We start from the raw sequence: 26,204 nt of genomic DNA, 5'->3' as shown, positions 1-26,204 counted from the left end.
CCTAATCAAACACTATCGTTCAAAGTGTAGCGAAATTTGTCACGCTTCGCAACCGTAAACAAGCATATTCTATAAAAAAACTGCCCCTAAGGGCAGTTTTTTCACAAAAAATGAATATCTCAGCCTATAATTGATGAAAATTTCGTTAAAAAGCTACTTGACGATTGCAATTGCATAGTTTCTAAAGCCATAGATTGTAATCGTGTCGCCTGACTTGAAGGCTGTAACTGAAACCGAATTTCCATTTAAAATGTATTTGGTCTGGCTGTTTACATTAAAATAATTCCGGTTGTCCGCATCTGTTGTTTTTTCCGTCCACACTTGTGATGCAGTCGCATTGAAGTTCGTAAATACGCGGCTCTCGCCAACAGCTACTGTCAGTTGTGTTTTGTTGCCTTCAAGCTTCTGAACCTCAACATAGTCCCCCACAGTAAGCAGGCTCGTTGCTGTTCCTTGCGTGGCTCCTTTTATGATTACGAACCCAGCATCGCCATTATAAGCAACAGTTTGACCTACAAGGTCTACAATAGTGACACTGTTTGCTGATATGGATTGTACTTTGCCATAAGTAACAGAAATAGTGCGTGCACGAACGGCTTCTTTTCCTAAGTAGTTAACAGTAATAATAGAGCCCGGAGTAATCTGTTCAATCGCAAGCTTCGCTCCTGCTTCATTAACCAATTCTGTACCTAGCACATTTAGATCAAAAGCGGATGTCATTGCATTTTTAACACGAATTTTTTTGTTGATTACGTCTACTGACATTACATCATATTGAGCATTTGTGTGGACTCTAATTGTTGCAACACGATCTTGGTTGCTGCTCAAATCAAGCGTAAGTTGATCGCCTGCCTTCAGATCGCTGTAAGCTGCATTTGCTATGGCAGCATGCTCAACGTATGCAGTATTATATGGAAGCGACAATGTAGCGCCGTTCTCCAATTTAATGTTCATCAAGTTGCTTTGCGAATTCATTGATAATAAAGTACCTGAATATTTAGTTAAAAATTGCAGGGATACGATCGAATTTCCTGTATAGCTGATAACAATTTTTCTGTTCACCGTTAGTAAGCTGTTAGCAGAAGCTAATGAAATAACGTTGCCGCTGTATTCAATTCGAGTTTTATCCGTAAAATAAAGTGCTTGGGCGTTATTGCCATTTGCATCAAGAATGGTCAACAACTTTTTATCGTAAACAAAAGCGGCAACCTGCGCACCAGCAACGACTTTCACATTGCGGTTAACTACTTTCACCTTTGTTACTTTATCTGCATCATTAAGCGTAAGCTCTACTTGATCTGCTTCTTTAATTAAATCGCCGATTGTTGCTCCATTAATGCCTTCAATTTCAACGGAAACCGTATCTGCCATCAATTTAGATACAAGTGTTGTACCCTCCATAACAGTGATCAAATCGCCTGTCGAGCCGTAGAATGTACCTTTAACACTCGTTGCCGACGCCTGCGTCGATGCAATAATTTTTAGTGTTGCCGGAGCATCACGGAAGCTGTCTTGTACGATGCTTATTTGGCTGTCTCTCTTAATTGAGGTTAATGCTAGCGGTTTGCCGTCCGTATCAACTACTGCTACTGAATCATTATAGAAAAATTCAACAGGCTTATTATTAATCCATACATATAATTTCTTCTCATCTGCGATAACGCGATCCAACGTTCCAGACGTCGTTTTTGTGTAAGTCTTATCGCCTTTCACTTCAACGTAAAGCGCCTTGCCATCCTTCGCAATGACCGTTACATCTCCGTATTCAAGAAGCTGCTGTCTCGTAATCGGTGTTTCTGTATTGTAGTGATAAAATAAAGTATCTGAATTAATGGTATAGTTGATTTCCTTCTTGTCGCTGTAAACAGTAATTTGAGTATCTGTTATTTTAGTTGCAATGCCGTTTACTTGACCTTCATATGCAACCGGGAACAGCTTCTCAGCACGGCTGAACATCGTAGCCAGACTCGCACGATCCACATTCGCTTTAGGAACAAATTTGTCTGCCGTTACACCCTTTACGAGCTCAAGCTTGGAAGCGGCATTCACATAACCCTTATAAATAGAAGTGATTTGCGCTGCATCCGCGAAAGTCGAGGCTGTATTTTGCAAACGTACCGCTTCTTCCTCTTGCTGGATTGCACGAACCATAAGCTTCGTTACCCATTCACGGGTAGCAGGCTTAGTCCCCCAAGCGATTTTAGGATCTTTAGCTGCGAGTCCGAACTCTTCCACCTGATCAAGCAAGCCTTCTTGGAAAGCCAACGTTACATAAGGTTTAAAATAAGTACTTACGGAAAAAGAATTAGGAAAACCGATAATTGCATCTTTATCTGCCTTTTTATCCAATCCTGCGAATCGAAGAGCCATAAGCACAGCCTCTTGCTGACTCACATTTTCTTTCGGACGGAATATAGCAGCTCCGCTTGATGTCTTATTTCCTTCAATAATTCCTTGCAATGCAAGCTTAGCTATATGCTTCTCTGCCCAATGACCACTGCTTACATCGGTAAATGGTGTTGTATATCCGGAGGCTGCTGAGGCATATGAAGCAGGTATGATTACCCCGCTTCCTGCAACTAGAGAAAACGCTAGAGCTCCAATCAAAATCTTTTTGCTCGCAAATTGCATTGTCATAAGTAGATATTCCCCCTGATTAGTATGTAATAACTCATGCAGAACGGCTTCGCCAACCTATTGCTAGGATGGAACGAAGCCATTCATAATTTTTGCTTATTGCTTGTTCATTGGATATTCGAGCTCGACATGACCCATGAGCGTTTCAACCTTTTGTCCATCGACAAGCAGATCGATTGATTTTACAGCATCGAATTGAAACAATGTTTTTTGAAGCGTCTGAATGACAAACGTCTCGCCTGGCGCGCCAAGCCGCGCTTCATCAGGCAAATGAATATCCAGTGTAACAAGCCCGTCTGATAGTTGTACGGATTTAACCTCAATTCGTTTCCATAAAGATAATTTATTCTCGTCAGCATCTTTTTGCAGTTCAGCAATTGCTGCTTTGACCAGATCAAGATCCGTTTCATAGGTTAGCTTGACTGGATGCTCTACTGTTTCAGTTAGCTCAGCATCGGTTAAATAAATAATAGCATCTAGTTCGTTTAATACGGGAGTTGGCTCAGGAGAAGGCGAAGGTGAAATTGTAGGCGATACCGTACTGCCTGGTTGATTTCCCTGCTTATCCTGAACTCCGCATCCTGCAAGCGCAGCGGATAATATAATGACAGCAAGCAGCCCGCGTGCTTTGAAAGTTTTCATAACACTGAACACCTGCTTTCTATTTTACATTTAGATACTCTTTGATGCCTGCAACCAGTTCAGCAGCTATTTTGTTTTGTGCCGCATCATCAAATAACATTTTTGCATCGTTTGCGTTGGATAGGAAACCTGCTTCGATTAGTACGGCTGGCATCGTCGTTTGCTTGATCACTTTATAAGCTTCTTTCTTGACACCGCGGTCTTTAAGACCGGTTGCCGCAATTAGATGTTTGTGAATAACACTAGCAAACGCTTTGCTGTTATCGCGATAATAGTAGGTTTCAGTTCCTGTTGCGGAGCTTACACCACTATTGGCATGAATAGACATAAATAAATCGGCTTTTATGCTTTCTGCAAACTTGACGCGATCATCTAGAGTCGGGTATGTATCCCCCGTTCTAGTTAAATGAACTTTAATTTTGCTTTCTTTGTCAAGCAACGCCTTCATCTTAAGTGCGATACTAAGCGTAAATTCTTTCTCCGGTTTCTTCAATACACTCGCTGCACCCGGATCTGAGCCGCCATGTCCCGCATCAAGAACAACGTTGTAGACTTTGGATGATGGAGGAGTTACTGGATCTGTAATTGGCGGAGTACCAGGAACTTCTGCAGCAGACATTAAGCTAAACTGAATTTTTCCTGCTTCCTCAGTCATCACATAGCCGGTATTATCGCCAATAAGAATGACTAAGCGAGCGGTAGCTGGCGTGTTCGAAAATAAGGAATAACGATAACCTTGCAAATAAGTGCTGTCTGTTACATTAACCTCAACTTGTCCATTCAAAAACTGTGAAGATAAGTTTGATGAATAGTTAGCATTCGGAAAATCGAACACAATGCGCTTTGGGTTCTCGAGCAGCATTGGCTTGTTGGCCTTAACTGTTCCTTCATAATTAAGGGTCATGCTGCTTCCGCCAGAGTAATAAATGTCTGTTATCTGGCCTGTTGTTTCCACAGGAAGATTCGGGTCTGGATCAATAGGTTCTGTCGGATCTGTTGGTTCTTTGTTCTGCTCGTACATATGTACTTCTTTCTCAACAGCTTTCCATTCAAAATCCAATCCAAACTGTTCACCAATAAAGCGAAGTGGAACTAAAGTGTAGCCTTTAATGATAGAAACTGACGTGTCCATTTTAACCTTTTTGTCATTGACTACTGCCATATTGTCATTCAGCTTTAGCTTTATGACATTATTGGCATGTGTTACTGTCGCTGTTTTGGTCGTGTTATCCCAATCAATCAGGTAGCCTAATCCTTCTGATACCGTCCGCACAGGTACAACGGTTGCATTATTAATGATTTGCGGATTAACATCAGATTTCAATTGCTGACCATTCAAGAAAAGCTTGGGTACGACCTCTGCAGCTTGTCCTACTGCGGAGAACATCGTGAAAAAAATCGACATAAACATTAATACGGATACAAATCTTTTCATTTCCCACCTCGATGACTGAAATTGCCCGCATCGAATGAGTGCATTCGACTTTAACAGACGCAAATATAGACGCAGCTTGTCAGAAAAAGTTGCGTTTAAAGGAAAAAAGAGGACGAATCATCCGGAGTGGCTGATTCGTCCTCTTCATTTCGTTTTAATTACACAAGACGAGCAATATGTTTTTGCTCATAAGCTGTAATTTTGTCTTCATGTTGAAGAGTCAAACCGATATCGTCAAGGCCTTGCAGCAAAAATTGACGACGGTGCTCATCAAGATCAAATGCGATCGTTAGACCATACTCATCCGAAAGCTGTTTGTTTTCCAAATCAACAGTAAGCTTGTAGCCGTCATGCTTCGCTGTACGCTTAAATAGCTCTTCCACTTGCTCTTCGCTAAGCTTGATAGGCAAAATACCGTTTTTGAAACAGTTGTTATAGAAAATATCCGCATAAGACGGAGCGATAATAACTTTGTATCCATAATCAAGAATAGCCCAAGGAGCATGCTCACGTGATGAGCCGCAGCCAAAGTTAGCACGGGAAACGAGTACAGATGCGCCCTCGTAACGCGGCTTGTTTGGTTCGAAATCAACGTTCACTTCACCATTTTCGTGAAAACGCCATTCGAAGAATAGAAATTGGCCAAAGCCGCTGCGCTCAATACGCTTCAAAAATTGTTTCGGTATAATTGCATCAGTGTCGACATTGACCCGGTCGACCGGGGCTACGATGCCTGTAAGTTGTTTAAACGGTTCCATATCTTATATACCCCTCTCGCGTTCAATTCGTTCTACACTACGGATTTAATTTCCCAATCGCGTACATCTGTGAAATGACCTTTTACTGCTGCTGCAACTGCCATCGCAGGCGATACAAGATGCGTGCGTCCGCCGCGGCCTTGACGTCCCTCGAAGTTACGGTTAGACGTTGATGCACATCGCTCGCCCGGTTTCAATACGTCAGGGTTCATTGCAAGACACATCGAGCAGCCAGCATCACGCCATTCAAAGCCCGCTTCAGTGAAGATTTTGTCCAAGCCTTCTTTTTCGGCTTGAATTTTTACGCGGCCTGAACCTGGTACGACGATAGCCGTTACACGATCGCTAACTTTGTAGCCTCTAGCGATTTCAGCTGCTGCACGCAAATCTTCGATACGGCCATTTGTACATGAACCGATGAATACATAATCAATTGGGATTTCGTTCATTGGTGTTCCAGGCTTAAGATCCATATATTCAAGTGCTGCTTCAGCAGCTTTACGCTCGTTCTCCGTTGGAAGATCAGCAGGGAAAGGAACTTTAGCTGTGATGTTAGTACCCATGCCTGGGCTAGTTCCCCAAGTCACTTGCGGGATTAGAGCGTCAACGTCGAAGTGAACGACTGTGTCATACTCTGCACCTTCATCCGTAGTAAGCTGTTTCCAAGCTTCAACTGCTTCTTCGTAGTTGGCTGGCGCATATTGACGGCCGCGAAGATAGTTGAATGTTGTTTCATCTGGCGCGATGAGGCCAGCGCGTGCGCCTGCTTCGATTGACATATTACAAACTGTCATCCGCTCTTCCATAGTCAAGCTTGTGATGGCTTCGCCAGTAAACTCAATAACATAACCTGTTGCGAAATCTGTGCCGTATTGAGCAATAACGCCAAGAATCAAATCCTTTGCTGTTACGCCTGGCTTGCGAGTGCCGTTAAAGCGAACCTCAAGCGTTTTTGCTTTCGATTGCTGCAGCTTGCCTTCTTCTTGATTAATGACGTGATTATCCCAGATCTTTTCAAACATTGTCTTTTTCGTCATTATGTTCACCCCACCGTTTCATTGAATCTTCTGCTTTTCTTAACTGAAACTACTATAACATTTCTTTCTTCATTGATCCAAGATATAATATCTATAACGTCTATAGGTAATAACTATAATAGTAGATCCCTTACATAATAAACAGTTGAAAGGAAAATTTATATGGAATTGAGACAATTAAATTATGTTATTCAAATCGCCTCAGAGAAAAACTTTTCAAGAGCAGCGGAAAAGCTTCACATCGCTCAGCCTTCGCTAAGTCAGCAGCTCTCCAAGCTTGAGCAAGAAATCGGCGTACTTCTATTCCGGCGAACAACAAATTCTGTAGAACTAACGCAAGCTGGACAAGTATTCGTTCATAAATCGCAAGCGATTCTTGACGCTGTTGAGCAGTTAAAGCAGGAAATGGACGATATGGCGCAAATGCGGCGCGGACGACTTGTTGTCGGTACATTGCCGCTAACAGGCTCACATATACTGCCGCTTGTTTTGCCAGTATTCGGTGAACAATATCCGCAGATTGAAGTCGTTCTTGTCGAAGAAACTACTGCAAAGCTTGAGCAGCTTACTGCGAGCGGCGGTACCGATTTAAGTCTGCTCTCGCTGCCGCTCATTGACAACTCTCTCGCATGGGAACCATTCTTGGAGGAAGAAATCTGCTTAGCCGTCCCTCCACAGCACCCTCTTGCATTAAGAGAAGGCTCAATCTCGATTTCTGAACTTGATAATGAGCCATTTATTGGACTTAAGCGCGGACAAGGCTTTCGGCAAATTACAGTCGAACTGTGTGAGCAATCAGGTTTCACTCCGCAAATCGTATTCGAGAGCAGCAATATGGAAACCATTCAATCCTTAGTGGCAGGCGGAATGGGAATAGCCTTTGTCCCGCAAATGCTTACGCGAGTCAAAGGCTCTGATTTTATGCCTGTTTACCTTCCCTTGTCGTCCAAGCCTACAAGAACGTTAGTCGTAGCGAGCCGCAAAGGTAGATATTTATCCAAAGCTGCTGAAGCATTTATCCGTACACTCAATATGACTATAAGCAGTTATCGGTAATTAAGCTTCATAAATAGAAGGTCTGCGATCTTCAAAAACAGGAATTTTTGTGCGTACAGCATCAACTAAATCCAAATCTATGTCTGCGTATATAATCGTTTCCTCTTCGCCCGCTTCCGCTATCGTCTCTCCCCAAGGATCAAGCACGAGTGAGTGACCAAAGAAATTAGTGTCACCGCTCGAGCCCATCCGGTTGCACGCGATCACGAACATTTGGTTTTCAATTGCACGTGCCGTAAGCAAAGTACGCCAATGATGAAGTCTTGGATGCGGCCATTCTGCTGGAACAAATAGCAATTTGGCTCCATCCAGCGCAAGCTTGCGAGCTAGCTCAGGGAAGCGGATGTCATAACAAATCATCATACCTGCTTTTGTCCCTTCTATCTCAAGCTTGCCAAGCTTATCTCCCGCCGCCAAATATTTTTCTTCATCCATAAGACGGAATAAATGAATTTTTGAATAATCGGATACAATATGGCCTGAACGATCAAATGCATACATTGTATTCAGCACTTTGTCTTCCTTAAGTTCCGCGATTGAACCTCCAATAATATGAACGCTGTGCTTCTTGCTGAAATCAGATAAAAAAGCACGAGTGCGTTCACCTTCACGATCTGCAATCGTTTTTATTTCAGTTAAAGCGTAACCTGTGTTCCACATTTCCGGAAACATAATGACATCCGGTTTATTCGTTTGGCTCACCGCTTCTTCAAGCATGCTCCCCAGCTTCGTGAAGTTAGCTTCTGGATTACCTGCTTCTATATGCATTTGCAGCAATGCAAGCCGCAGTGGTTTACTCATATGCCGTTCCTCCTGTTGATCCTTTTTTCACCTAATGATACCCTGTCATGGTTCTGTGTCAAGATGGGAAACGTAACAACGAGGGATTTACAACTTTACGAACATAAAGGAGAATGTCTGTTATGCTTCCAAAACGAATAGCTGCAATGCTTCTTGCTTGCTGCTCGATTTTCCTGTTTGCCAACTTCGCTTCTGCTCATCAAGCATTTAGCGGCGCTCCCAACCCAGAAACAGGGCTTAAGCCAGTTCAAGTATTCGATGTAGCCGCCGGCAAAGTAACAAAGACAATCCCCAATGACGCCAAATATCAAGAGATGGCTTCTTCATGGGTTGGTTCCATCACTGGTCTTGCTCCACAAATGACAAATGATTCAAGCTGCAGCTATGTGTATCGTGTTCCTCTTGAGAAGGCCGTTACCATCAAAGCAAATGACGTTTCCGTTTCATCCGATGATCTTTTTCTATTTTATTGTAAGGAAAAGCCTCCTCTCTTGCTCGTGTTTGATGAGAAGCGCAGACCTTTTTTATTCCTGTTCAAAGCCGATATAAAACCCTTTATTGACAGAGTAGGCATTCCGGCTGCATAACCAGCCGCTTCTCATCTCCCGCTATTCATGCTACATTAAAGCTATTGCCTAAATAGATAGCGATTTTGTCATGTGGAGTGTGAGGTATGGAAACACAAATCGGTCAACACCTTATTCAACCTGCGGAACGGATGAATGTACTTCCGACGCAATTTTTTGCCAAGCTGGTCGCCAAAGCAAATGCTCAAACGGCCAAAGGACGCGATGTCATCAATTTGGGACAAGGCAATCCGGATCAACCGACTCCTCCCCATATTGTTGCGAAGCTACAGGAAGCTGCAGCTAATCCGTTGTACCACAAATATCCACCCTTTAGCGGCTACCCTTTTCTAAAGGAAGCCGTGGTGAAGCGATACAAAGAGGATTATAACGTAGATATAGATCCCACTACTGAAGTCGCTATCCTCTTCGGAGGAAAAACTGGCCTTGTCGAAATTAGCCAATGCCTGCTTAATCCCGGCGATGTCTGTCTCGTGCCGGACCCGGGTTATCCTGACTATTGGTCTGGAGTGGCGCTTGCAGGTGCCGAGATGTCATTTATGCCGTTAACAGAACAAAACAGCTATTTGCCAGACTATAACGCCATTAGTCCTGAAATAGCCGAGCGCGCAAAGCTAATGTTTATGAATTATCCGAACAATCCAACAGGTGCTGTTGCTAATGCCGAATTTTATGCACAAACAGTGGAATACGCAAAAAAGCATGGCATCGTTGTTGCAAGTGATTTCGCCTATGGAGCAATTGGCTTTGATGATAATCAACCGATCAGCTTCTTGCAGACGCCAGGCGCCAAAGAAGTAGGCGTTGAGTTTTATACGCTGTCCAAAACCTATAACATGGCTGGCTGGCGTGTTGGCTTTGCGATCGGAAATGCTCAAATTGTCAAGCTGATCAATTTAATCCAAGATCATTATTATTGCAGCCTATTCGGCGGCATTCAGGAAGCAGCAGCACTTGCACTGACAGGGCCGCAGCAATGTGTCGCTGAACTTACAGCAATGTACGAAAGCCGCCGCAATGCCCTGTTTACTGCCCTTGACCGAATTGGTTGGAAAGCCGCTCGACCAGGAGGATCTTTTTTCTGCTGGCTGCCTGTACCAGAAGGCTATACATCAGAATCGTTTGCGGACCTTCTGCTTTTTGAGGCTGATGTTGTTGTCGCTCCCGGCGTAGGGTTTGGTACCCATGGTGAAGGCTTTGTTCGGCTTGGTCTTCTTACAAGTGAAGAACGCCTGCAAGAAGCGGTTGAACGGATTGGAAAACTAAATTTATTTTAGAATATATCCGCCATATGCCTTGCTTTACAGCAGCATGGGATCGTGATATGCTTGTAGGAATTGAACATGAAACGTGATGACGGGACAATTAAGCAAGATGGGTCGCGATCAGAGAGTAAATTCCATGGGCTGCAAGAATTTACCGAAGGCCGCTTGCTGAACCTACCTCCGAGCGGCCGGCTATGAACCGGACAGCGCCTTCTGTTATAGGCTTAAGCTGGATAATTCTATCTAAGGATTATCAACAAAGGTGGTACCGCGGAAGCAAAGACTTTCGTCCTTTATGGACGAAAGTCTTTTTTGTTGTCACCAAACAAGCATAGGATGGGATTAATGATGACGGAACGTATTGTCGTAAAGATTGGCAGCAGCTCGCTTACCTCGGAAGAAGGCGGTCTAAACCGCGAGCGTATTCAATATTTCGCATCAGAGCTCGCTTCCTTGCATAAAAAAGGAAATGGCGTGATGCTCGTAACTTCAGGTGCTGTTGCAGCTGGCTTTCGTCAAATCGGTTATGCCGCAAAGCCAAAAATCGTTCATGAAAAACAAGCAGCCGCTGCTGTAGGGCAAGCGCTGCTTATGCAAGCCTATCAAGAAGCCTTCAACGGTTATGGCATAGTAGCTGCACAAATTTTGCTTACGCGTGCGGATTTCTCCAATCGCCGCCGCATTCAAAATGCACTTATGACAATCGAAGAGCTTCTGCGGCTTGGCATCATACCGATTATTAACGAAAACGATACGGTGGCAACCGACGAGCTTGTTCCTAAATTCGGAGATAACGACAGCTTATCAGCGCTTGTCGCAGCGATGACGAAAGCTTCACAGCTGATCATCATTACCGATATGGATGGCTTATACACAGAGGACCCTCGTAAAAATCCGCAAGCGGTCAAGATCGAGCGCGTCGATCAAATATCCGAAGATATTATGAAGCTCGCAGGCGGAGCTGGCTCTTCCGTCGGAACAGGCGGCATGCGTTCCAAAATCGAAGCAGCACGCATCGCCATGCGTGGCGGCGTACATGCTTTTATCGGTAAGGTGCAGCAAGAAGGCGATCTGAAGCTAGCTGTGGAAGGCAATGGCCGCGGTACATATTTCGATACGAAGCTGAACAGCCTTCCGATGAAGAAGCAATGGCTTGGCTTTCACTCTATGCCGCTAGGCAAGGTTTTTGTAGATGAAGGCGCTGTTCAAGCCTTGCTTGAAGGCGGCAAAAGCCTCCTCCCTGCCGGCGTAAAAGAAATTCAAGGCGATTTCCATTCCGGAGATGTCGTCGAAGTCATTAATCCACAAGGCCAAACCATTGGCAGAGGCGTTGTCAATTATGCAGCAGAGCAAATTCAAGCTGTGGCCGGCCTTACTACTGAAGAAGTTAAACGTAGAGTCGATGTATCCCGTATCGAATTTATTCATCGAGACGAATGGATTACATTAAAATAATAAGGGGGATTCCGCTATGATCAGTGAAGTGAGAACAAAAGCAACTTTAGCTCAAGATGCAACTGCCATTATGAATCGTTTGTCTACAGAACAAAAAAATACAGCTCTTACTCGTATGGCTGATGCATTAATCGCCGAGACTAACGCAATTATTACTGCAAATGAGCTTGACCTGCAACGAGGCCGCGAGCAAGGCACAAGCCCTTCCATGCTCGATCGACTTGCTTTAAATAAAGATCGTGTAGCATCCATTGCTGAGGGACTTAGACAAATTGTTGAGCTTCCGGACCCTATTGGTGAGCTGCTTGAGCATTTCGATCGTCCAAACGGACTAAAAGTAAATAAGATCAGAGTTCCAATCGGCGTCATTGGCATGATCTATGAAGCTCGTCCGAATGTTACAGTCGATGCGGCTGGCTTATGTTTAAAAACGGGCAACTGCGTCGTGCTTCGCGGCGGATCAGCTGCTATCGAGTCAAATCGTAAAATCGTAGAGGTATTAAAAAATGCTCTTTCAAATACGGCAATGCCAGCTGATGCCATTCAGTTAATAGAGGATTCAGATCGTGCCTCGGTTAACGAAATGCTGAAGCTTAATGGCTTGCTTGATGTTGTCATTCCTCGTGGAGGCGCATCGCTTATTCGAAATGTCGTTGATAATGCCACTGTACCGGTCATCGAAACAGGAGCTGGTATTTGCCATACCTTCATAGATGCTAGCGCTGACTATACGATGGCAGTCGAGATTGCCTTTAACGCCAAAGTACAACGGCCATCGGTTTGCAATTCCATGGAAACATTGCTCGTTCACGAAGCTTTTGCAGATCAGCATTTATCCGCGCTTGCTGATCGTTTTGTTCAAGCAGGTGTTGAGCTCCGCGGCTGCGAAAGAACGGCTTCCCTTCTCACAGGCATCAATCCAGCAACGGATGAGGACTATAGTACAGAATACAATGATTACATTATGAATATCCGCGTCGTTTCAGATCTTGACGCCGCGCTTGCACATATTCGCCGTTTCAGTACAAAACATTCCGAATGTATTGTGACCGAAAACTCCGAAAACGCTGAGCGATTTATTCAAGATGTTGATGCGGCTGCCGTTTATCATAACGCCTCTACTCGCTTTACCGACGGATTTGAATTCGGGTTCGGAGCTGAAATCGGCATTAGTACACAAAAGCTTCACGCACGCGGTCCAATGGGTTTGCCTGCATTGACTTCTACTAAATATCTAGTTTATGGAACTGGACAAATACGGGGCTAGGCTAGCAGGACGAATTCAGTCCAATATCAATGGAACAACGGAGGAATACTTCATGACACAGCTTACACAAACTGCAATTGCCAGTCAGCAAATTTGCTTCTATGGTGCCGGTTCGATGGCGGAAGCCATTGCACGAGGTCTAATTAATAAAAACCTCATTGCACCTAATCAAATTTCAATGCTCAATCGACAAAATAAAGATCGGCTCTCTGAGCTAAATGAGCTATACGGTATACAAACCATCGTGCAAGGCTCCTCTAATGAAGCTTATTTAAAAGAGGCAGACATTATTTTTCTAGCCATGAAACCTAAGGATGCTGCTGAAGCGATCGCATCCATTAAGCCGTTCATTTCTTCTAAACAGCTTATTATATCGGTCATTGCCGGGTTATCGATCAAAGCAATCGAGCAGCTGCTTGGTGGGCAAGCGTCTGTCGTACGCGCGATGCCGAACACATCTAGCACAATTGGGCTTGGAGCAACTGGAATTAGTTATTCAGATATTGTGACCACTTCGCAAAAAGCTCTTACAGAAGCGATTTTCAGCTCTGTTGGAATAAATGCAATTGTAGACGAATCACTTCAGCAGGCCGTCACAGGCGTATCTGGCAGCGGCCCAGCTTATGTCTATTACTTTATGGAGTCGATGATCGATACTGCAATCAAACTAGGCTTTTCCGAGACATCAGCAAAGGAGCTTGTCGTTCAGACGGTTCTTGGCGCAGCGGAAATGGTTCGTCATACCGGCGAAGAGCCAGCAGAGCTGCGGCGCAAGGTCACATCACCAAATGGGACAACGCAGGCAGCTCTTGAGCTGATGGCCGAAAATCATTTTTCAGAAACAATCAAGAAAGCTATCCACCGCTCAGCAGAACGTGCAGGCGAGCTTGGAGAAGCTATCGAGAGGAGCATTAACGAATGACTGGAGTTTGTATCGCAACGTATCGTTCTTATGATGATCGAGCGGATTTCAATAAAAAGGCGCTTTCGATCGCTGTTGGCTTAACCGTCGGCAGCTGGACTGAGCTTCCTGAAGCGCAAAAGGCGAATATGGAAAAGCATCTTGGAAAAGTATTGTCCGTTACTGTCCATGAGCCAGAAAATGCAGTTCCCGGTGAGCGCTATGCCGACATTCGAATTGCTTACCCAGACATCAACTTTAGCCGAGACCTCCCTGCTTTGCTAGTAACTGTATTCGGCAAGCTGTCCATGGACGGCAAAATCAAGCTTATGGATCTCGACGTTTCTGAAGATTTTGCATCTGCTTTCCCAGGACCTAAGTTTGGACTAAACGGTGTTCGCGATTTGCTTGGCGTACATGATCGCCCGCTGCTAATGAGTATTTTCAAATCCGTTGTCGGATACGATCTAGCCAATCTTCAAGATCAGTTCTATAAGCAAGCGCTTGGCGGTGTGGACTTAATCAAGGATGATGAAATCCTATTTGAAAACCCGCTTACCCCTCTTGAGAAACGTGTCGAAGCTTGTATGGATGCAGCGCGTCGCGCTGAAGCAGAGACCGGCCAAAAGCTGCTTTACGCCGTTAACTTGACAGGGCCTACCTCAGCTCTTGCTGCGAATGCTCGAAAAGCGATTGACGCCGGCGCCAACGCGCTTTTATTTAACGTTCTAGCTTACGGCTATGATGTGCTTCATGAGCTTAGCAGTGACAAATCCATTAATATCCCTATAGCAGCTCACCCTGCAATGGCTGGAGCGATGTACCCATCGCCTCATTATGGCATTAGCGCTTCTCTTCTTCTTGGGAAGTTAATGCGTCTTGCAGGTGCCGATCTTGTGCTCTTCCCTTCACCTTACGGCTCGGTTGTTATGCCAAAGGAAGAGAATTTAGCGGTTAAGGAAGCTTTGCTAGCGCCGCTTCACGGGCTGAAAACGAGCTTCCCTGTACCATCGGCTGGCATTCATCCTGGACTGGTGCCTCTCATTCTAAAAGATTTCGGTACCGACGTGGTTGTAAATGCTGGCGGGGGTATTCATGGTCATGCCATGGGAACTGCAGCTGGCGGACAAGCATTCCGTCAAGCGATTACAGCAACATTAAATGGAGTACCTCTTCGCAATGCCGCTGAGCAACCGGGCAATGAAGCGCTGTTGGCAGCAATTGAAGCATGGGGGATCAAAGAATAATGACTGAAATGAATACAACTAAGAAACGCATCGTGTTTTGTGATTTTGATGGAACGATTACCGTTAATGACAACATTATCGCAATTATTAAACATTTTAACCCAGCAGGCTGGGAAAACATTGCAGAGCGAACGATTGCGCAAGAGATTTCAATTATGGATGGCGTTGGACAAATGTTCCGCCTCCTTCCTGCTTCTATGCAGAAAGAAGTTATCGATTTCAGTATTTCCAATGTACGCATTCGCGAAGGCTTCGCTGAATTTCTAAACTATTGCAAAGAGCAGCAGCTTGATTTTTACGTAACTAGCGGCGGCATTGATTTTTTTGTTTATCCTATTCTTGAAGCTTTCGACATACCAAAAGATCATATTTATTGCAATGGCAGTGATTTCAGCGGAGAGCAAATTGAGATTTTGTGGCCAAATCCGTGTGATGCTCATTGCACCAACAACTGCGGCATGTGTAAAACAACCATTATGCGTCGTTTCCCTGAAGAGCAATTCGAGCGCATCATTATTGGCGACAGCGTAACCGACTTTGAAGGTGCTAAGCTGGCTGATATTGTCTATTCCCGCTCCCACCTAACGGTGAAATGCAAGGAGCTCGGACTGCCGCATCACGAATACGAAACATTCCACGATATTATCAACACTATGAATGCTGAAAGGAAGTCAACAAAATGAGTTTTGAGCAAATTGCTTTAGAAGACAAACAGCGCGCTTTATCTGAACTTCGCGACGTTAAGGAGCTGTTCGCTTCACGCGGCTGGTTCCCTGGCACCAGCGGCAATTTATCGATCCGTGTAGGCGATTATAACCCCGATGAATTTCAATTCGCTATTACGGCAAGCGGTAAGGACAAAACGATTCATACACCAGAGGATTATTTGTTTGTTGATCAAGATGGGAAGCCATGTGAAACAACACGCTTAAAACCATCCGCTGAAACACTGATCCATTGTGAAATTTACAAATTAACTGGGGCTGGCGCTATTTTCCACGTGCATACCGTATTTAACAGCGTAATCTCAGAGTATTTCTGGGATCGCAAGTCTGTGCCGGTAGATGGCGTTGAGCTGATCAAGGGCTTTAACATTTGGGACGAGGAAGCACACATCGATATTCCAATCGTTTCCAACTTTGCACATATCCCTTCTATCGTACCAGAAATAACGGAGCGTATCGTGAAAAACATACCTGGCATCGTGCTGCGGAAGCATGGCATTTATGCTTGGGGAGCAAACGCATTTGAGGCAAAACGCCATCTTGAAGCATTTGAATTTATTTTTGAATACGTATATCGTTTGGAAATGCTGCAGCGTGGTAAAGCTTAAGCATTTTCCAGCTTGATCGTTACATTGTTTAGAAGGACTTTCTCCCGTTAATCAGCACTTTTTATGTTTCAAAGCGCTGATTAGCGGGAGGTTTTCCAGCTAACTTATTCCCCCCTAAAAACATGATTTCAAAATGATAACTCCTCCTGAACGATAGGCATTCCTCGCTCTTCCCTTACCAATTAACTGTTATTGGATAACTGTTATTGGATAACTGTTCCAGCAGCATACTCCCGTCTTTCTCTCGACGTTTCATTAATCCAAACCATTAACTCATTTTTGCTAATATAAAATTTTTCACTAATTTTTATGTAGGGGAACATAACGCCAGAAAAGGATCCTGCAGTAGTCAGCTGAATTTGCTCTGAATGTATAATTTGCTTAATTTCGTTTACCGATAATTGCATATAATCTGCTGCTTCTTCTATCGTTAGCAAAGGTTTTTCAGCGCTTATCGTAATGTCGGACTGCTCTTTATTAGGCACTTCGTATTTCTCCAAAAACATACAGCCCAGTATAAAAGATACTCCGAGAATAAAGCTTGCTGCTATCATTGATTTACCGTTTGAAATAACAATCTTCCTCCTTCGTTGTAAACACACTCACTCTTTTCCATAATAAAAATAAACTTGCCCCGCCGTCTCTGATATCCGTTCATTTTTAAAATAAATGCCAGAAGCATCATCTATCCCATAACCCGTTGACAAGTTGGTTTTGGAAAGTGCAGCCAATAAGTTCTTTTCTTCATCCCATTTTGAGAAATGCGCACTAATGACGCAATGATTTATTAATCCTAGACCTTTGAGGAAAAGGTGCTCATTCGCACTGTTGTCGATGGGCGGAATTACACATACATTAGGACTGATTAAGGCGCCAGCCGAAAAACCTGCAACTGGCACGCCTTCTGTGTATAATGCTTTTATTGTTGTGCCGAGCTTTGTTTCCACGATATAATCTCGATAACGCTCGGTATCGCCGCCGCTTATAATCACTCCTGTAGCTGATTGAAGCTGTTCCAATAAATCGCTTGATGGTGATGCATCCAAGGCGAAATACACAAACTGATCAACATCATGAAATCCTATTTGATCGGTATATTTCGTCATGTATTCTTGCCAACCCTCTTGCTCAATAAATAAGATAACAACTTTGCTTAACCCTTTTGATGCCAGAGCTCCAAATTTTTTTGCTAAGCTTTCATTGAATGGCGCTCCACCGCCAAACAAAAATAAATGTTTATCTGACATAAATATCCTCCTTGTAGTTAATTCTTTAGCGAGATTTAGTCGAATCACTTTTATCGTAACCTAACTATAAACTATTTTTTAAATGTTTTACCATATTTATCTGCTTATATGAGTAAACTCGGAACAATTTGTTGTCTATAACCATCATGTTAAATTCCTCATTTAACATAAAAAACGGAATCAACTATATTGACTTTAACGTAACGTGAACGTTCATAATGGTAAGAGGAGGTGGCTCTATTGAAGGTGCATGAAGCAGCAAAACAACTCGGTGTCACGCCGCGTACACTGCGTTTTTATGAAGAAAAAGGTCTAATTCATCCATATAAAGCAATAGAGAATAAATATCGCGACTATTCCATTGAGGACTTCATTCGGCTCCGCTGGATTATATCGCTAAGAGAATTGGGCTTATCCGTATCTGCAATACAAGATGCTCTTAATGTGATCAATGAGCCGGACGCTTTTATTCGAAGTGTGGATGGCGCTCGTGCATTGCTGTATGAGCAATGGATCACAGCAACAAAAGCGCTGCAAGCGCTTGATGAAACGATTTCGGCATGGCACAGAAAAGGAGCAGCTGAACTGACACAAGCAGAGCTGGCCGCTGAAGAAATTAAACAAAATCGGCTATCGCGAGCCTCTTGGAGCGATCAATGGAATTACGATGGGATAGCGATTCAGCACGGAAATAAAGCACCTATCATTACACTTAGCGGTATTCTTTCGGAGGAGCAATACAATATGGCACTGCTGAGAACCGTTGAATGGCTTGATCCGCGGTTTGATGAGCTTGGCTTAGAAATAGGTGCAGGCAGCGGCAATCTCTCCAGCATGCTAGCTGCGGCCGGTACGAAGCTTACCGTTGTTGAGCAATCGACTGAAATGCTCTCGATCATAAGAGAAAGGCTCGCTGCCATTGATGCAAAACAAGGCAATTTGCTCGCACTGCCTCTCGCGCCATACAGTTATTCTTTTATAGGCTGCAGCTTTGCAATGCATCACTTGAATCGGTCACAACAGCTTCTGGCACTAGAAGAAATGGACCGCGTTTTAATAAATGGGGGACGGCTTGTGATTACGGGGTTAATGGATGAGGACGTGGTTGCCGATGATAAAATACATTCTGAAGAGATAGAAACAAAGCTTTCCATACCGCCTAACTGGCATTTTTCCTCTGTATCCGAACATCTGAACTGGTTCAACAAACGTGGATATTCCACTGTCATCAACCAGCTTACCCCATATGTTGGATTACTCTACGCGATCAAACCTTAGCTATGTACAATAATGTGACCCTTTTACATAAAAAAAGAGCTAAGCCGCATGGCTTAGCCTCTTCCTCCACGAAATTTTTGCGCATGTGCGCGAGCCTCGTCTGCATTCGTTACACGATTGCGGCTCCACTCGATAAGTATCCGATCAATATAACGCAAGCTAAGCTTGCCCGCAAAGACGGCTTCTTTTAGTGCAAAACGAATAATTTCGTCTGTATATCGATCATGATCAAGCCAGCCTGTAATCGTCTCGCATTCTATCGGAGATAATAAGCGTCCAAACTCTTGCTCGAATACACTGAATAAGTCTGATGATGGCGCCGCTTGCTGCTTGACTGGCTGACGCTCTGCCTTCCGCGATTCACGCTTCTGCTCCGCGGTTAACGCAGCTGCCTTAAGCAGCCAGCCTGTCCAGTTATAACGCTCTGACTGCATCCCCGTAGAACTGTCAACGTACTCGTCAATCGTAAGAAAATCTTCTTTCATCAGCCGGCCAAGGGATTGTCCAACTTCTCTAACACTCAGGCCCATCCGCTCAGCCAATTGCTCTGGCGTTGGGAAATCATTCATGTCCGCTTCCATATAGACCATGATTTGCAGAAGCAGCATCGCTTCTGTATCCGACAATTCCAGCTGGCGGTATGTTCGCAGCAGCATCGCCGATACGTAAACGCCGCCTTCCTGCAACGCAGCAGCCATACCATGCGAGTAAGCTTTCCATATCTCGTTGTTCACTGCCAGCTGCCTCCTATACGACTACGCCTGTGCAGACGTATCCTTTTGCTTAACTAAGTTATACGTGTCTCTTGCGATGAGAAGCTCCTCATTCGTAGGAACAACTAAAACTTTAATGCGTGAGCTGTCCGTCGTAATCTCACGAATATCTTTGCGACGCTCTGAGTTGCGCTCTTCATCTAGCTCAATACCCAAGAATGAAATGCCTTCGCATATCGCTTTGCGTAGAGCGACAGAATTTTCTCCTACTCCAGCAGTAAACACAATCGTATCTACACCGTTCATCGCCGCGGCATATGCGCCAATATATTTTCTAACTCGGTAAGCATACATGTCAAAAGCAAGCTTTGCGTTTTTGTCGCCTTCCAGCATCGCCTCTGTTACCTCGCGCATATCGCTGCTAATACCGGAAATAGCCAGCATACCGCTATGTTTGTTCAGCATAGAATTTACTTCATTTAAAGTCAATTCCTCTTTGTTCATAACAAATGGCACGATCGCTGGATCAATATCTCCGCTCCGGGTACCCATCATAAGACCTTCAAGTGGAGTCATTCCCATACTTGTATCAAAGGACTTGCCGTTCAAAATGGCTGTACAGCTTGCACCGTTTCCGATGTGGCAAGTAATCATTTTGATTGACTCCAATGGTTTTTGCAAATACTCGGCTGCATGTGCGCTCACATAGGAATGAGACGTTCCATGAAAACCATATCTGCGAACCTTGTGACGACGGTAAAGCACAGTAGGAATTGGATATAAATACGATGTATTCGGCATGCTTTGATGGAATGCCGTATCGAATACTACCGCTTGAGGTACATCAGGCAAATTTGTTTCTACCGCCAAAATACCCATCATATGAGCTGGGTTATGAAGCGGCGCCAAATCAAACAATCGACGAATCTCGAGCTTAACCTCTTGTGTTACAAGCACTGAGCTGCTAAATGCCTCGCCGCCATGAACGATACGATGGCCAACAGCTTCGATTTCGTTCAGATTAGCGATCGCTCCGAACTCCGGGTTGGTAAGCATATTGATAACCTGCTTAACAGCAGCAACATGATCCAATATTTCACTAACTTTACGAACCTCGGGCTTGTCAACTGGTTCATGAGTAACAATCGAAGAATCCATTCCGATCCGTTCCACGCGTCCACTTGCCAGAACTGATTCGTCACGCATGTTGTATAGCTGATATTTTAAAGAGGAGCTTCCTGCATTAATTACGAGTACTTTCATTTAAATCCGATCCCCATCCGTATCATATTTGAAGAAGCCGATTCCTGATTTGGCTCCGAGATGTCCAGCGCGCACCATTTTTTTCAGTACGATCGAAGGACGGTATTTCAGCTCGCCATACTCGCGGAACATTCTCTCAAGGGCTGCCAACACGGAATCAAGACCGAAACGATCACACATCTCGAAAGGTCCATGCTGGAAGGAATAGCCGATACGCATTGCGCTGTCAATATCCTCAGCCGACGCGACCCCTTCCTCGAGTACATGTAAGGCTTCGTTTATAAATAAGCAAATGAGTCGTGTAGTTACAAAACCAGGAGATTCAAATACCATAACTCCTTTTTTGTGAATAACCTCTTCCACAAAATGTTTCGTACGCAGAAATGTTTCCTCTGATGTCTTAAGGCCTCGAACAATTTCCACCAGATCAATTTTGAATACTGGATAAATAAAGTGCATGCCGATTACGCGGCTCGGCTGCTTCGTAAAGCTGGCTAGCTCAGTTAAGCTTAGAGTAGATGTATTGCTCGCTAAAATAACATTTGGACCGCAAATTTGATCAATCTTTTCAAATACAGCTTTTTTCAATTCCAAATCTTCAGTTATCGTTTCAATAACAAGCTCACAATCCGCTAACTTCTCGTAGCTTGTTGTCGCCTCTATTCTATTCATAATCAGCTTCTTCTCGGAATTCGTGAGCGCCCACTTCTCGATTTGTTTATCCAAGCTTACTTCAATCATTTGTTTACCATAATCTAGGCGATCATCCGAACGCTCGATAATGATAACATCCAATCCTTTGGAGGCCAGCATTTCCGCGATCCCTTGACCCATCGTGCCTACTCCTACAACTCCAACTGTTTTGATATGCAATGTATTAGCTCCTTTAGTGTGGGGAGAATTCTTCTTAAAACATAATAGAAGTTTTCTCTGCAAAGATAGTTCAATCTTATTATAACGAATTTCATCAAAAAAAGAAGGCGGACGACAACTCCGCCTTCAAATTGTAATATTGTAAACGCTTCATGCTGCTGTATTGGAAGAAAAGAGCTTTCTAAACTCGTCTCCGCTCAAAGTTTCCTCACGCAGAAGCGTCTGAAGAGACTTGATAAACACTTCTCTATTCGACTCAAGCAGACCTTTTGTTTGCAGCATCAGCTCATCCAAAATGGTTCGATTGATGCTTGCCCATCCATCTTTTGTCATCATCGAAGAATCAATAATGCCAAGATCAGTCAATCCCGATTCCACTAACGTTTTGACGATATTCATCGATTGTTCGAAGTCACCTCTTGATCCAGTGCTCCGATCACCATAGAACATTTCCTCAGCAGCTGCTCCGCCTAACGCAATCATAATTTGACCGTTAAGGAACTGTTTTGTGTACAAATATTGATCCTGCTGCGGATTGTGACGAACATAGCCTAACGCTTGACCGCGCGGAGACAAAGCAACCTGTGACACGCTGCCTGGACGCATTAGTTCTGCCATAATTGCATGTCCGAGCTCATGAAGCGCAATCCGTTCACGCTCTTCTTTTGATGCCTCACGATCCGTTTTTTCACCCATCATAACTTTATCAATAGCCATCGATAAATGCTGTTCAGCGATGGTTTCACTGCTCTCACGCATCGCATAAATCGCCGCTTCATTCATGACGCTCTCTAGCTGTGCACCGGAGAAACCAAAGGATTCACTCGCAATGCGTTCTAAGTTCACGCCTGAGCGGATAGGCTTATTTTTCGCATGGATGTTCAAAATATGCAATCTGCCCTTTTTATCAGGAAGTTCAACACCGATGTGCCTGTCAAAACGGCCTGGACGGAGCAATGCGCTATCGAGCATTTCCTTACGGTTAGTAGCCGCAATTAACAAAATGCGCGGTGATTCATTTGCATAAATACCGTCCATCTCGGTTAATAGCTGATTCAAGGTTTGATCGTATTCGCGCTGCTGACCGCCATCTCGTTTGCCGCCAATGACTTCAATCTCATCAATAAAAATAACAGCGCTGCTTTTTTTCGCTTTATTCGCTTTTGTACGCGCCTCTTTAAACAGGTCGCGAATACGCCCTGCGCCTACACCGACATACATTTCAACAAACTCACTGCCGGATGCAGCCAAATAAATCGAATCTGTATACTGAGCAGCTGCTTTAGCAAGCAGCGTCTTTCCTGTTCCTGGAGGGCCTGACAGCAAGATGCCTTTTAATGGCCGAATGCCAAGCTTAGCAATCTGTTCTTGATGAACGAGAAAATCAAGCGCCTCTACAAGCTCCTGCTTGGCACGCTCCTGACCTCCAATTTCCTCAAAGGTAAGTGGTGTCATTTTCTCTTCAGATCGCCGCTTCTGGCTAGACAACGCGGTCAGCTTGCCTCTGCCTCGTGCTGCATAAACTACGGCAAAGCCTAATACGCCCAGCAATACGATGGGAACAACATTTTGTCCAATATATATAAAAAAAGCAACAAGTACAGGAAGTAAGCCTATCGCAATTTCTTTGCCATATTTCATCATATTACCATGCCTCCAATTGGTTTGGCGTGCGTGGCAGGACGATATATTTCACCGCTTCATTATTTTTAATCGTAATATACACATTCGTATCATCCATTTCAGTCGTCACGGTGACATCTTTCATGGATTTTGCAGCTTCATTCATCGCATCTGGAATATGAGAATAGGTTTTGCGCTCCATCGCCTCTGCAACTTCAAACATGGAAGCATACCACAGATCTTCAAGCTGCTTATTCGATTTTTCTTCTATATTAAGCTCAAGCTTACGGTCGCCAACTACATCTTTTCCGTTAGCTGCAATAGTTTCATAGATGTCCCGGAGATTCGCATCCGGCGTTAATTCAAGAGAAATAGCTACTTTATTGCGATCCATAACTGGTTTTTCTGAAGAAACAATACCTTGAATTCCTTTTGTAACTTTCTCTAATGGAGCTGCTACAGCCACTTGATTATATACAGCCCAGCCTCCGAACAAAACGGAAGCGGAAATTGCAGCAGTAATCACGATTGGGAATCAATGAATGCACCGTCATCAAAACGGTAGAAATCATATCGGTAATGATCAGGCTTTTCACCGTCATTATAATAGATCTCCCACACCGTTTTGTCATCAAGCAGACCCGGCTGAATTCTCTTTATTTCTGCCAATGGCCTCTTGCTGATGAAATTATCTTTGAGTGACTTCTCAGAAATGCCTTCCGTCGCTTTCATGATAACTGGTTGTTGCTCCTCAGTCAGCCATACGTATACATGTTCATCTTGTTGATTAATGCCTTCAACGACCCAACTGTTTTTTTGCCATATATGATGATGTACCTTTTCTATCTCCATAAGATCAGCTGCTTTAGTCGCTTGTTCCTTCGCCGCATTAATTGCTGTCCACTCAGGCGACTGAACTTCACGGAAATAGATAAAAGAAACGGTTAGAAGCAGCAAGAGGAATGCTGTAATTAACAACAACCATCGCTTAAGTGTCATAAACGGCTTTCGTTTCCTTGCTGTTGCTCGCATTAAGCTTGCAGCAAGCGATCAAAGCTCGCTTGTGCCTCGTAACGAATTTTCTCCTCATCGAGCCAAGTGCATTCGCCGTTTTTCAATACTTGTCTTCCATCAATCCATACATGCCGCACATCGCGGCCTGAACCTGAGTAGACCAGATGTGATACGATATCCGTCTGAGGGTAGAAATGCGGCTGTTCAATATCAATTGCGATGAAATCTGCCTTCATGCCTGCTTTTAGACTACCAAGGCTCTTCTCTTGCCAAATAGATTTTGCCCCATTCACTGTACCAAGCTTCAATGCTTCCAAAGCAGGGATAGCAGTAGGATCTCCAGAAACACCTTTATGAAGCAAAGCTGCAAATCGAATTTCCTCAAATAAATCAAGATTGTTGTTGCTTGCCACACTATCTGTTCCAAGCGATACCGTAACACCTGCGCGAATCAAATCAGGAACGCGTGCAATGCCGCTAGCAAGCTTAAGATTACTTACAGGATTATGTGAAACCGCAACTCCTTTAGCAGCAAGCAGCTCGATCTCAGCATCATTCAGATGTACGGCATGCGCTACAAGAGCAGGACGTGAGAAGAAGCCTAAACGATCCAAATGTTCGACCGGACGAAGTCCATAATCACGCACGTTTTGCTCAACTTCAGCTATCGTTTCCGACATATGCGTGTGCAAAGGCAAATCAAAATCATGAGCTGCTTGTACAAAACGTTCAATATACGCTGGTGGACATGTATAAGGCGCGTGTGGAGAAATCATTGTAGTTATGCGTCCATCGGCTTTCCCGTTCCAATCACGAGCAAAAGCAATTGCTTCAGCAAGCTTTGCTTCTTGTACATCGGGAGGGCATAGTCCGATAACTCCTCTGGTCAAAACACCTCGGATACCGCTTTGCTCAACCATTTGAGCAACTTGATCCATACGATCATACATATCAACAAAAGCTGTTGTACCTGATTTCAGCATTTCAACGATCGCTAGAGCACTTCCTGCACGTGTATCTTGATCAACATATTTGCCTTCCATTGGCCACATTTTCTGTTCCAGCCAAACCTGCAAATTTTGATCATCTGAATATCCGCGAAGCAAGCTCATCGCTGCATGTCCGTGAGTATTAATAAGTCCTGGCATAAAAGCCAGCTTGCTGCCGTCTATTTTTTGCATCGTGTCAGAAAGCTGCTCAGGAACAGCCGTACCTATATAACTAATCCGATCATCGGATACAACCATATGTCCTCTAAATGATGGATTTTCGTCATCCATCGTTATAAACAAACCATTTTCAATCCAAATCTGACTCATCCTGCGTCTCTCCCTCTTTGGCTAAATAATAAGCTAAGCTAAGCAATTCCCTTGTGAAATCAGCATTATGTATTCGCATTTCATCCGGTACTCGTAGAATAGCAGGGGCAAAATTCAATATTCCTTCTATGCCTGCTTCGACAAATTGATTAGCTACATTTTGTGCTTCAAATGCTGGAACGGTAATGATGCCGATTCGAATATTTTGCTCTGCAACCGTTGCAGCAAGCTCACTCATCGGCATTACAATCAAATTATTAATGCTCGTTCCGATTTTGCTCGGATGTACATCGAACACGGCCGTAATCTGCATATTATCCTTGGAATATTTATTGTAATTGCATAAGGCATGACCTAGATTGCCCGCTCCAACCAACGCAACCTTTATCGTCTGATCAACCTTCAAAATTTGACGTATCTTCTCAATTAAATATACAACATCGTAGCCTACGC

At 44.1% G+C, this 26,204-nt stretch carries 25 protein-coding genes and 1 pseudogene; 10 read left to right on the top strand and 16 right to left on the bottom strand.

Annotated features, from left to right (window positions below; all coding sequences use genetic code 11):
• Positions 1-153: 153 nt before the first annotated feature.
• The 5 genes and pseudogenes from AB4Z17_RS18400 to AB4Z17_RS18380 all read right to left on the bottom strand — a co-directional run.
• Positions 154-2,637, bottom strand: coding sequence for an S-layer homology domain-containing protein (locus AB4Z17_RS18400; RefSeq protein ID WP_441961274.1), 2,484 nt, complete (start codon positions 2,635-2,637; stop codon positions 154-156).
• A gap of 96 nt (positions 2,638-2,733) precedes the next feature.
• Positions 2,734-3,279 carry a GerMN domain-containing protein gene (locus AB4Z17_RS18395; RefSeq protein ID WP_441907447.1) on the bottom strand — a complete coding sequence of 182 codons (546 nt, stop codon included), beginning with the start codon at positions 3,277-3,279 and terminating at the stop codon, positions 2,734-2,736.
• A 19-nt stretch (positions 3,280-3,298) separates the two neighbouring features.
• Positions 3,299-4,684, bottom strand: a complete 1,386-nt coding sequence (locus AB4Z17_RS18390) for an N-acetylmuramoyl-L-alanine amidase (protein ID WP_441961272.1) — start codon at positions 4,682-4,684, stop codon at positions 3,299-3,301.
• Positions 4,685-4,872: 188 nt separating this feature from the next.
• Positions 4,873-5,472 carry a 3-isopropylmalate dehydratase small subunit gene (gene leuD / locus AB4Z17_RS18385; RefSeq protein ID WP_441961270.1) on the bottom strand — a complete coding sequence of 200 codons (600 nt, stop codon included), beginning with the start codon at positions 5,470-5,472 and terminating at the stop codon, positions 4,873-4,875.
• 32 nt (positions 5,473-5,504) lie between these two features.
• A pseudogene (locus tag AB4Z17_RS18380) lies at positions 5,505-6,443 on the bottom strand (aconitase family protein); the annotation flags it as partial.
• 228 nt (positions 6,444-6,671) lie between these two features.
• On the opposite strand from AB4Z17_RS18380, the gene AB4Z17_RS18375 reads away from it, so the two are divergent.
• On the top strand, positions 6,672-7,565 hold the full coding sequence (locus AB4Z17_RS18375) for a LysR family transcriptional regulator (protein WP_441907446.1): 894 nt from the start codon (positions 6,672-6,674) through the stop codon (positions 7,563-7,565).
• Here AB4Z17_RS18375 and AB4Z17_RS18370 read toward each other — a convergent pair whose 3' ends face one another.
• Positions 7,566-8,366, bottom strand: coding sequence for a carbon-nitrogen family hydrolase (locus AB4Z17_RS18370; protein WP_441907445.1), 801 nt, complete (start codon positions 8,364-8,366; stop codon positions 7,566-7,568).
• Between the two features lie 122 nt (positions 8,367-8,488).
• Here AB4Z17_RS18370 and AB4Z17_RS18365 point away from each other — a divergent pair, with 122 nt between their 5' ends.
• From AB4Z17_RS18365 to mtnB, 8 genes are all read left to right on the top strand, one after another.
• On the top strand, positions 8,489-8,953 hold the full coding sequence (locus AB4Z17_RS18365) for a hypothetical protein (RefSeq protein WP_441961268.1): 465 nt from the start codon (positions 8,489-8,491) through the stop codon (positions 8,951-8,953).
• Positions 8,954-9,039: 86 nt separating this feature from the next.
• Positions 9,040-10,230 (top strand): pyridoxal phosphate-dependent aminotransferase, encoded by a 1,191-nt coding sequence (locus AB4Z17_RS18360; protein ID WP_441961266.1) that lies wholly within the window; start codon positions 9,040-9,042, stop codon positions 10,228-10,230.
• Positions 10,231-10,566: 336 nt separating this feature from the next.
• Positions 10,567-11,673, top strand: coding sequence for a glutamate 5-kinase (gene proB / locus AB4Z17_RS18355; protein WP_441907837.1), 1,107 nt, complete (start codon positions 10,567-10,569; stop codon positions 11,671-11,673).
• Positions 11,674-11,689: 16 nt separating this feature from the next.
• Complete coding sequence (locus tag AB4Z17_RS18350) at positions 11,690-12,940, top strand: glutamate-5-semialdehyde dehydrogenase (protein WP_441961264.1); 1,251 nt, start codon at positions 11,690-11,692, stop codon at positions 12,938-12,940.
• Between the two features lie 52 nt (positions 12,941-12,992).
• The gene (gene proC, locus AB4Z17_RS18345) at positions 12,993-13,862 is read left to right on the top strand and encodes a pyrroline-5-carboxylate reductase (protein WP_441907441.1); all 870 of its coding nucleotides are present in this window, start codon (positions 12,993-12,995) and stop codon (positions 13,860-13,862) included.
• Positions 13,859-15,088, top strand: coding sequence for a 2,3-diketo-5-methylthiopentyl-1-phosphate enolase (locus tag AB4Z17_RS18340; RefSeq protein ID WP_441961262.1), 1,230 nt, complete (start codon positions 13,859-13,861; stop codon positions 15,086-15,088). Before proC ends, AB4Z17_RS18340 begins: the two co-directional genes overlap by 4 nt.
• Positions 15,089-15,096: 8 nt before the next feature.
• Positions 15,097-15,771: a 2-hydroxy-3-keto-5-methylthiopentenyl-1-phosphate phosphatase gene (locus tag AB4Z17_RS18335; RefSeq protein ID WP_441907836.1), complete on the top strand. Its 675-nt coding sequence runs from the start codon at positions 15,097-15,099 to the stop codon at positions 15,769-15,771.
• Positions 15,768-16,421, top strand: coding sequence for a methylthioribulose 1-phosphate dehydratase (gene mtnB, locus AB4Z17_RS18330; protein WP_441907439.1), 654 nt, complete (start codon positions 15,768-15,770; stop codon positions 16,419-16,421). Before AB4Z17_RS18335 ends, mtnB begins: the two co-directional genes overlap by 4 nt.
• A gap of 203 nt (positions 16,422-16,624) precedes the next feature.
• Here the strand turns inward: mtnB and AB4Z17_RS18325 are convergent, their stop codons facing one another.
• Together AB4Z17_RS18325 and AB4Z17_RS18320 are read right to left on the bottom strand one after the other, a co-directional pair.
• Positions 16,625-16,975: a helix-turn-helix domain-containing protein gene (locus AB4Z17_RS18325; RefSeq protein WP_441961260.1), complete on the bottom strand. Its 351-nt coding sequence runs from the start codon at positions 16,973-16,975 to the stop codon at positions 16,625-16,627.
• Positions 16,976-17,023: 48 nt separating this feature from the next.
• Positions 17,024-17,668, bottom strand: coding sequence for a Type 1 glutamine amidotransferase-like domain-containing protein (locus AB4Z17_RS18320; RefSeq protein ID WP_441961258.1), 645 nt, complete (start codon positions 17,666-17,668; stop codon positions 17,024-17,026).
• A gap of 246 nt (positions 17,669-17,914) precedes the next feature.
• Here AB4Z17_RS18320 and AB4Z17_RS18315 point away from each other — a divergent pair, with 246 nt between their 5' ends.
• Positions 17,915-18,946: a MerR family transcriptional regulator gene (locus AB4Z17_RS18315; RefSeq protein WP_441961289.1), complete on the top strand. Its 1,032-nt coding sequence runs from the start codon at positions 17,915-17,917 to the stop codon at positions 18,944-18,946.
• 53 nt (positions 18,947-18,999) lie between these two features.
• Here AB4Z17_RS18315 and AB4Z17_RS18310 read toward each other — a convergent pair whose 3' ends face one another.
• From AB4Z17_RS18310 to AB4Z17_RS18275, 8 genes are all read right to left on the bottom strand, one after another.
• A complete protein-coding gene (locus AB4Z17_RS18310) occupies positions 19,000-19,680 on the bottom strand; it encodes a DnaD domain protein (RefSeq protein ID WP_441907436.1) in 681 nt (226 codons plus the stop codon).
• Between the two features lie 21 nt (positions 19,681-19,701).
• Positions 19,702-20,922, bottom strand: coding sequence for an acetate kinase (locus AB4Z17_RS18305; RefSeq protein ID WP_339202846.1), 1,221 nt, complete (start codon positions 20,920-20,922; stop codon positions 19,702-19,704).
• The gene (locus tag AB4Z17_RS18300) at positions 20,923-21,858 is read right to left on the bottom strand and encodes a 3-hydroxyacyl-CoA dehydrogenase family protein (protein ID WP_339202848.1); all 936 of its coding nucleotides are present in this window, start codon (positions 21,856-21,858) and stop codon (positions 20,923-20,925) included.
• Between the two features lie 87 nt (positions 21,859-21,945).
• Positions 21,946-23,439 (bottom strand): AAA family ATPase, encoded by a 1,494-nt coding sequence (locus AB4Z17_RS18295; RefSeq protein ID WP_441907434.1) that lies wholly within the window; start codon positions 23,437-23,439, stop codon positions 21,946-21,948.
• A gap of 1 nt (position 23,440) precedes the next feature.
• Positions 23,441-23,944, bottom strand: a complete 504-nt coding sequence (locus tag AB4Z17_RS18290; RefSeq protein ID WP_441961257.1) for a hypothetical protein — start codon at positions 23,942-23,944, stop codon at positions 23,441-23,443.
• Entirely contained in the window at positions 23,941-24,417 is a 477-nt protein-coding gene (locus AB4Z17_RS18285; protein WP_441961255.1) for a cell wall elongation regulator TseB-like domain-containing protein, read from the bottom strand. Before AB4Z17_RS18285 ends, AB4Z17_RS18290 begins: the two co-directional genes overlap by 4 nt.
• 32 nt (positions 24,418-24,449) lie before the next feature.
• Entirely contained in the window at positions 24,450-25,751 is a 1,302-nt protein-coding gene (locus AB4Z17_RS18280) for an amidohydrolase (protein ID WP_441961253.1), read from the bottom strand.
• On the bottom strand, positions 25,732-26,204 hold a 473-nt coding region (locus AB4Z17_RS18275; protein WP_441961251.1), incomplete at its 5' end, for a redox-sensing transcriptional repressor Rex. The genes AB4Z17_RS18280 and AB4Z17_RS18275, both read right to left, overlap by 20 nt.

It is taken from the genome of Paenibacillus sp. TAF43_2 (assembly GCF_052113545.1).
GTDB lineage: Bacteria > Bacillota > Bacilli > Paenibacillales > Paenibacillaceae > Pristimantibacillus.
The sequence above is the reverse complement of the archived record's forward strand: the minus strand, read 5'-3'. Positions and strand labels throughout refer to the sequence as shown.